Origin of the sequence: Inquilinus sp. (assembly GCF_039594555.1) — a bacterium.
Taxonomy (GTDB): domain Bacteria; phylum Pseudomonadota; class Alphaproteobacteria; order DSM-16000; family Inquilinaceae; genus Inquilinus.
In genome coordinates, this window is record NZ_JBCNNF010000422.1 from 1 (window position 1) to 5,932 (window position 5,932).

Below are 5,932 nucleotides of genomic sequence, written 5' to 3' on the forward strand. Positions count from 1 at the left end.
GACGCCGGGAGCCTCGGCCGAGATCGCGACGCTGTCCGACCCGCGCGCGGCGATCGAGGCCGCGATCGGCGACGCCGGGACGATCACGGTCGGCGGCGTGGTGCTGAAGGCGCAGACCGTCCGCGACCTCTATGCCGGGCGCGGCTGGTTCCCGCTGTGGATCGACATGGACGGGCGGCTCGACCCGCGCGTCGCGCCGATCGTCGCGCGCCTGGCCAAGGCGCGCGACGAGGGGCTGATTCCGGCCGACTATTATGTCGAGCCGCTGCAGGGCCTGATCCGGTCGGCCGATGCGGACGACGTCGTCGCCGCCGAGATCCTGCTCAGCGCCGCGGTGATGCGCTATGGCGCCGATGTCCATTCCGGCCGGCTGGTGCCGCGCGAGATCGACGACACCTTCGACATCACGCCGAAGCCGATCGACCGACCGGCCCTGGCCACTGCTGTGTCGATGCTGCCCGACCCGGACCGGTTCCTGGCCGACCTGGCGCCGAAGCATGCGCTGTACCAGAAGCTGAAGGGCGCGCTGCAGGGATACGAGACGCTGGCCGAGGCCGGCTGGCCCACCATCCCGCCGGGCGAGAGCGTGCGGCCGGGGCAGGAGAGCGACCGGGTGCCGGTGCTGCGCGCGCGCCTGGCCGCGACCGGCGAGTTCGTCGGCGATCCGGCGGATCAGAGTCGGCTCTACGACCCGCAACTGGTGTCGGCAGTCGAGCAGTTCCAGGGCAAGCACGGGCTGAAGGCAGACGGCATCCTGGGCCGCAGCACCCTGGCCATGCTGAACCGGCAGGGGCCGGAGCGGATGAACCAGATCATCGCCAGCATGGAGCGGCTGCGCTGGCTGCCGGACGATCTCGGCCCCGACTACCTGATGGTCAACCTGGCCGCCTTCTCGATGGACATCGTCGCCGACGGCCAGCTGGTGCGGACTATGGATGTCGTGGTCGGCCAGCCCAAGACCCAGACGCCGCTGTTCAACAGCGCCCTGACCTATCTCGAATTCAACCCGACCTGGACGGTGCCGCCCTCGATCGCCAGCAAGGAGTATCTGCCGAAGCTGCGCAACGATCCGGGCTATCTCGCCAGCCGCAACTACAAGCTGTTCTCCGGCTGGGGCGGCGGCTCGCGCGAGATGAGCGGCGACTATGTCGACTGGAACGGCGTCGGTGCTGGCACCATGCGGGGCTTGCGCATCCGGCAGGAGCCGGGGCCGAGCAACGCCCTGGGCAAGGTCAAGTTCATGATGGCCAACAACTGGGCCGTCTATCTCCACGACACGCCGTCGAAGAGCTACTTCAAGCGCAGCAACCGGGCCTTGTCGCATGGCTGCGTGCGGCTGCAGGACCCGATCTGGCTGGCCGACTACCTGCTGAACGGGTCGCCCGACTGGTCGCCGGAGCGGCGGGAACGGGTGATGGGCAGTTGGACCCCGACGACTCGAATCAACCTGCCGACTCCGATGCCGCTGTACCTCGTCTACCAGACCGCCTGGATCGATCAGAGCGGCGAGGTGGCCTTCCGGGACGACATCTACGGGATCGACGCCAAGGTCATCGCGGCGCTGCAGGCCCGTGAAACGCAGCGCGAACAACTCGCATCTTCACGCTGAAATCCTCGTACGATTCAAGCGTTGCTCCAATGGGCGGCCGAATTTCGGTCGCCCATTTTTATTTTTCCTTGATGACTTCGGAGTGATATAAAATATCTATTATGATTTTCCGATGATTTATTTGTCGCTTGACCAAAAGTGCGACAGATCTACCACAATGTTGCCATTATGTCACAGAGTTTCTTTGTAAACGTGAGAAGAAATGGTTGATTCCCGCTTCGGCCTGCTTCACAAAGGACGCCATCGAACGCCCGGCGCCGAGTATAGGCGTGTAAAGCGTCAGAAATGCCGGACGCGTGTCGAGTGATGGTTAGGAGCAGCGGGAACGATGCAGAGACGGCAATTCCTGAGGATGTCGGCCGGGGCTGTTGCAGCCGCCGCCGTCGCGCCAATCGCACCACTCTCAGCCCTCGCCGCCACAAATCGAAGAACGCTGCACCTCTACGACGCTCATAACCTGGTCGAAATCAAGGAAGAGTACTTTGTCGACGGCTGGTACAACCCGGACGTCCTGGCGAAGTTCAACTATTTCCTGCGTGACTGGCGGTCGGACGAAGTCCGACCGATGGATCCGAAGCTGCTCGACATCCTCAATGCGCTGCAGCGCAAGGGCGGGTCGGATGAGCCGATCCATGTCGTCTGCGGCTACCGCTCCCGCGCCACCAACGCCATGCTGGCCCGCCGCAGCCGCGGCGTCGCGCGCAACTCCCTGCACATCCAGGGCCAGGCGGCGGACATCTTCATGCCGAATATGAGCCTGGCCAGCCTGCGCCGGAATGCGGTCGACATGCAGGCCGGCGGTGTCGGCTACTATCCACGCTCCAACTTCGTCCACGTCGACACCGGCGATATCCGCACCTGGTGACGTACGTGATGCGGACGGGCAGGGGCCGCCTCCGGGCGGCCCTTTCCATTTGAGCGCCGTCACAGCTCGATCAGCGCATAGGGCCGGCCGCTCGGCTTTTCGATCGCCCAGGCGACGTTGTAGACGGGCGCCCCGCCCGGGGTGTGGCCCTGATACACGCCGCGATGGGCGTGGCCATGCACCACGGCGCTGACGGTGAAGCGGTCGATCGTCTCGGCCAGGCGCGAGGAGCCGAGAAAGGGATAGATCTCCAACGGCTCGCCCTCGATCGTCTCGGAGATCGGGGCGTAGTGCAGCACCACCATCGCCCGCTGCGTCTTTACCGTCCGCATCGCATTCTCCAGCCGCATCGCCTCGGACACGGCGACGGAGACGAACTCCTTGGTCTCCGGCTCGCCGAAGGACCCCAGCATCCGCCGGCCGAAGCCGCCGGCGAAGCCCTTGACCCCAACGAAGCCGACCCCGTCCAACTCGACCGCGCTGCCGTCCAGCAGGCGCAGCCCCGCCTCGGTCAGGATCGACCGCACCTCGTCGACCGCGCCGCATTCATAGTCGTGATTGCCGAGCACGCCGATCACCGGCAGCGGGCAGGCGCGCAGATCCTCGGCCAGCCGTTCCGCCTGCCGCACCGTCCCGGTGTCGGTCAGGTCGCCGCAGAGCACCAGCGCGTCAGCCTTCTGCGCGATCTCGCCGAACATCTCGCGCAGCGGATCGGAATCGTCCTTGACGTGGATGTCGCCGATCGCGGCGACGGTGAAGGTCCCGTTCTTCGCCATGAGTCGGTTCCGCTCTCCTGTCTCGTGTCAGGCGTCGCGCCACTCGCCCTCGCCGCCGACATCGGCGAAGCCCCACTCCTCGACCGCCGCAGCGTAGTCGACCCGCGACAGCATGCGGCCGCGGCAGACCTTCATCTGCGGCGGCGGCAGGTCCAGCTGGTGGCGCAGCCGGTCCATCAACTCGTCCATCAGCCAGCGCGGCACCCGGTCGCGCTCCGTCGGGTAGACCCAGCGGAAGTTCAGCAGATGGACCAGCAGCATCTCCCAATGCAGCTCCATGTAGCCGAGCAGCCGCTGCCAATCGATCTCGTCATGCTGCTTCAGGATGACGTGGACCACATCGGCGCCGTCATAGCGGTGGCGCATCTGGATGAAGGCCTTGGACCAGATCAGCTCGGTCGGGGCGACGATCCGGACCTGGCTGCCGAAGACCTCGATCTCGCGGGCATGCTCGAACCACTGGTCGTTCACCGGCATGGTGCCGTTCGACGAGGCATAGATCACGTCGAAGAAGTGCCGGCCCTTGTGCACCTTGCCCAGCCAGCGCTCATCCTCGATCTCGATCGAGAAGCCCTGGTCGTGGAAATGGCCAAGGATGCGCGGGCTGTCCCCGGCCTTGCAGAAGATGTCCAGGTCCTTGGTCGGCCGCGAGATGCCGGTATAGGCGCTGACGGCGTAGGTGCCGGCCAGCAGGAACGGCAGGCCGGTCGCGGCCAGATCACGCAGCGCATCGGCGTAGAAGGCCTCGGCCTGCGGGTCGTGCAGCGTCGGCGCGGCGGCGGCGGTGATCGACGGAATCGGCCGGTCCTCCAGGTTGCGGCAGGCGTTGCAACAACCGGGGGACGGGACGGTCGGTTCCGTCGCCGGCGGTCAGTCTTCGTGCCTGGCGCAGAACCCCTCGGCGTCGAGCGTGCGGAAATCCTGCAACGCGTCGCGCAGCCGGTCATGCGGCCAGTCCCACCAGCCCAGCGCCAGCAGGCGCGCCTCCACCGCCTCCGTCACCCGGCGGCGGATCGGCCGGGCCGGGCTGCCGGCGACGATGGTGTAGGGGGCGACGTCGCGGGTGACCACGGCCCCGGCGCCGATCACCGCCCCGGTGCCGACCGTGACGCCGGGCAGCAGGATCGCGCCATGGCCGATCCACACGTCGTGGCCGATGGTCACACGGTTCTCGCGCCGCCAGCCGAAGAAGTCGGCGTCGTCGGTGTCGGAAAGACCGTAGGCGGAGGAGCGGTAGGTGAAATGGTGCTGTGTCGCCCGCCAGGTCGGATGGTTCGGCGCATTCAGCCGGGTATAGGCGGCGATCGAGCAGAACTTGCCGATCTCGACGCACCAGGCCATCGACCCGTCCATCAGGTAGCTGTAATCGCCGAGCGTGACCTCGTTCAGCACGGCGTGGGCACCGACCTCGGTGTAGGTGCCGAGGCTGCAGGCCGAGACTCGGGCGGTCGGGGCGATCAGGGGCTCGGGCCCCAGGGTCTTGCTCATCGGACTCTCCGGACGGGATTCATACAGAGGTCTAGACAAGTTCGATGACGGTTCTGCTGTCGTCCGGATGATCATCCCCGTCGCATGGGCGGCTTGTGCGGGACCGCCGGATCGCTAGGCTGGCGCGGCGTCCGGCAGCCGCCCGGACGGTGTTCTCTGGCCTTGTGAATGCCCGCTTCCTCCCATCTCGGCCTGCCGCCGCTCAATGCCCTGGTCGTGTTCGAGGCCGCGGCCCGGCTGGCCAATTTCTCCCGCGCCGGCGCCGAACTGGGCCTGACCCAGAGCGCGGTCAGCCGTCAGATCCTGAAACTCGAGGCCTTCATCGGCGGCAAGCTGTTCCAGCGCACCCCGTCCGGCGTCAGCCTGACCCCGCTGGGCGAGAGCTATGTCGTTGAGGTGCGCCGCATCCTCGGCGACCTCGTGGCGGTGACCCATGGCGCGCGCGGCTCGGCCGGGCCGCGTCAGGTGACGCTCGCCTGCTCGCACGGCATCGCCGATCTCTGGCTGATGCCGCGGCTCAAGGCGCTGGACGCCGCTTTGCCGGGGATCGAGCTGCGCCTGAGGGTCACCGACGACGTCCAGCATCTGCGGCTGGACGAGTTCGACCTGGCGATCTTCTACCGGCGCGAGCGGCCGACCGGCGTCGCGTTGCATGTGCTGGGCACGGAGGAGGTTGTGCCGGTCGCGGCCCCGGGCCGGCCGGCGCTGCAGGACGACCCGGCGCCGACTCTGCTCGCGATCGAGGATTCGCTGCGCGAATGGACGGACTGGCCGCACTGGTTCGGCGCCGCGTCCATGACGATACCGGCAAAAGCCCGGTTCTGGCGGCTCGGCTCCTATGCCCTGGCGGTGCAGGCCGCATCCCAGGGGCTGGGTACGACGCTGGGCTGGACCTGGCTGCTGCGCGACCAGCTGGCCTCGGGCGCGCTGGTGCCGGCGCATGGTGTCCACCTGCGCTCGGAAGGGTCGTTCTACCTGATGCGGCCGCTGGACCGGCATGTCCGCCGCGTGGTGCGGCAGGCGATGGACTGGCTGGTCGCCAGCAACGCCGGTTAGGAGCCTGTCTGTAAATGCTACTGGCGCGGCCATCTGACGGCGGTTTCTGCGCTTCCGGTGCTCACGCACCAAACGTGCGCTGCGCTCCGGTTCTCGAAACCACCGCCAGCCGACTCACGCCAGCGCATTTCCAAGCAG

General features: G+C 67.2%; 6 protein-coding genes. 3 read left to right on the top strand and 3 right to left on the bottom strand.

Features of this window, described 5'->3' with window-relative positions; all coding sequences use genetic code 11:
- Together ABDW35_RS30520 and ABDW35_RS30525 are read left to right on the top strand one after the other, a co-directional pair.
- A partial coding sequence (locus tag ABDW35_RS30520; protein ID WP_343717607.1) for a L,D-transpeptidase family protein occupies positions 1-1,609 on the top strand: 1,609 nt, incomplete at its 5' end.
- 328 nt (positions 1,610-1,937) lie between these two features.
- The gene (locus ABDW35_RS30525; RefSeq protein ID WP_343717608.1) at positions 1,938-2,474 is read left to right on the top strand and encodes a DUF882 domain-containing protein; all 537 of its coding nucleotides are present in this window, start codon (positions 1,938-1,940) and stop codon (positions 2,472-2,474) included.
- A 59-nt stretch (positions 2,475-2,533) separates the two neighbouring features.
- Here the strand turns inward: ABDW35_RS30525 and ABDW35_RS30530 are convergent, their stop codons facing one another.
- The 3 genes from ABDW35_RS30530 to ABDW35_RS30540 all read right to left on the bottom strand — a co-directional run bounded on the left by ABDW35_RS30530 (position 2,534) and on the right by ABDW35_RS30540 (position 4,738).
- On the bottom strand, positions 2,534-3,250 hold the full coding sequence (locus tag ABDW35_RS30530) for a metallophosphoesterase (RefSeq protein WP_343717609.1): 717 nt from the start codon (positions 3,248-3,250) through the stop codon (positions 2,534-2,536).
- 27 nt (positions 3,251-3,277) lie between these two features.
- Positions 3,278-3,781 carry a hypothetical protein gene (locus ABDW35_RS30535; RefSeq protein ID WP_343717610.1) on the bottom strand — a complete coding sequence of 168 codons (504 nt, stop codon included), beginning with the start codon at positions 3,779-3,781 and terminating at the stop codon, positions 3,278-3,280.
- 339 nt (positions 3,782-4,120) lie between these two features.
- On the bottom strand, positions 4,121-4,738 hold the full coding sequence (locus ABDW35_RS30540) for a DapH/DapD/GlmU-related protein (RefSeq protein ID WP_343717611.1): 618 nt from the start codon (positions 4,736-4,738) through the stop codon (positions 4,121-4,123).
- Between the two features lie 168 nt (positions 4,739-4,906).
- Between ABDW35_RS30540 and ABDW35_RS30545 the strand changes: the two genes are divergently transcribed.
- Positions 4,907-5,794, top strand: coding sequence for a LysR substrate-binding domain-containing protein (locus ABDW35_RS30545; RefSeq protein WP_343717612.1), 888 nt, complete (start codon positions 4,907-4,909; stop codon positions 5,792-5,794).
- Positions 5,795-5,932 lie beyond the last annotated feature (138 nt).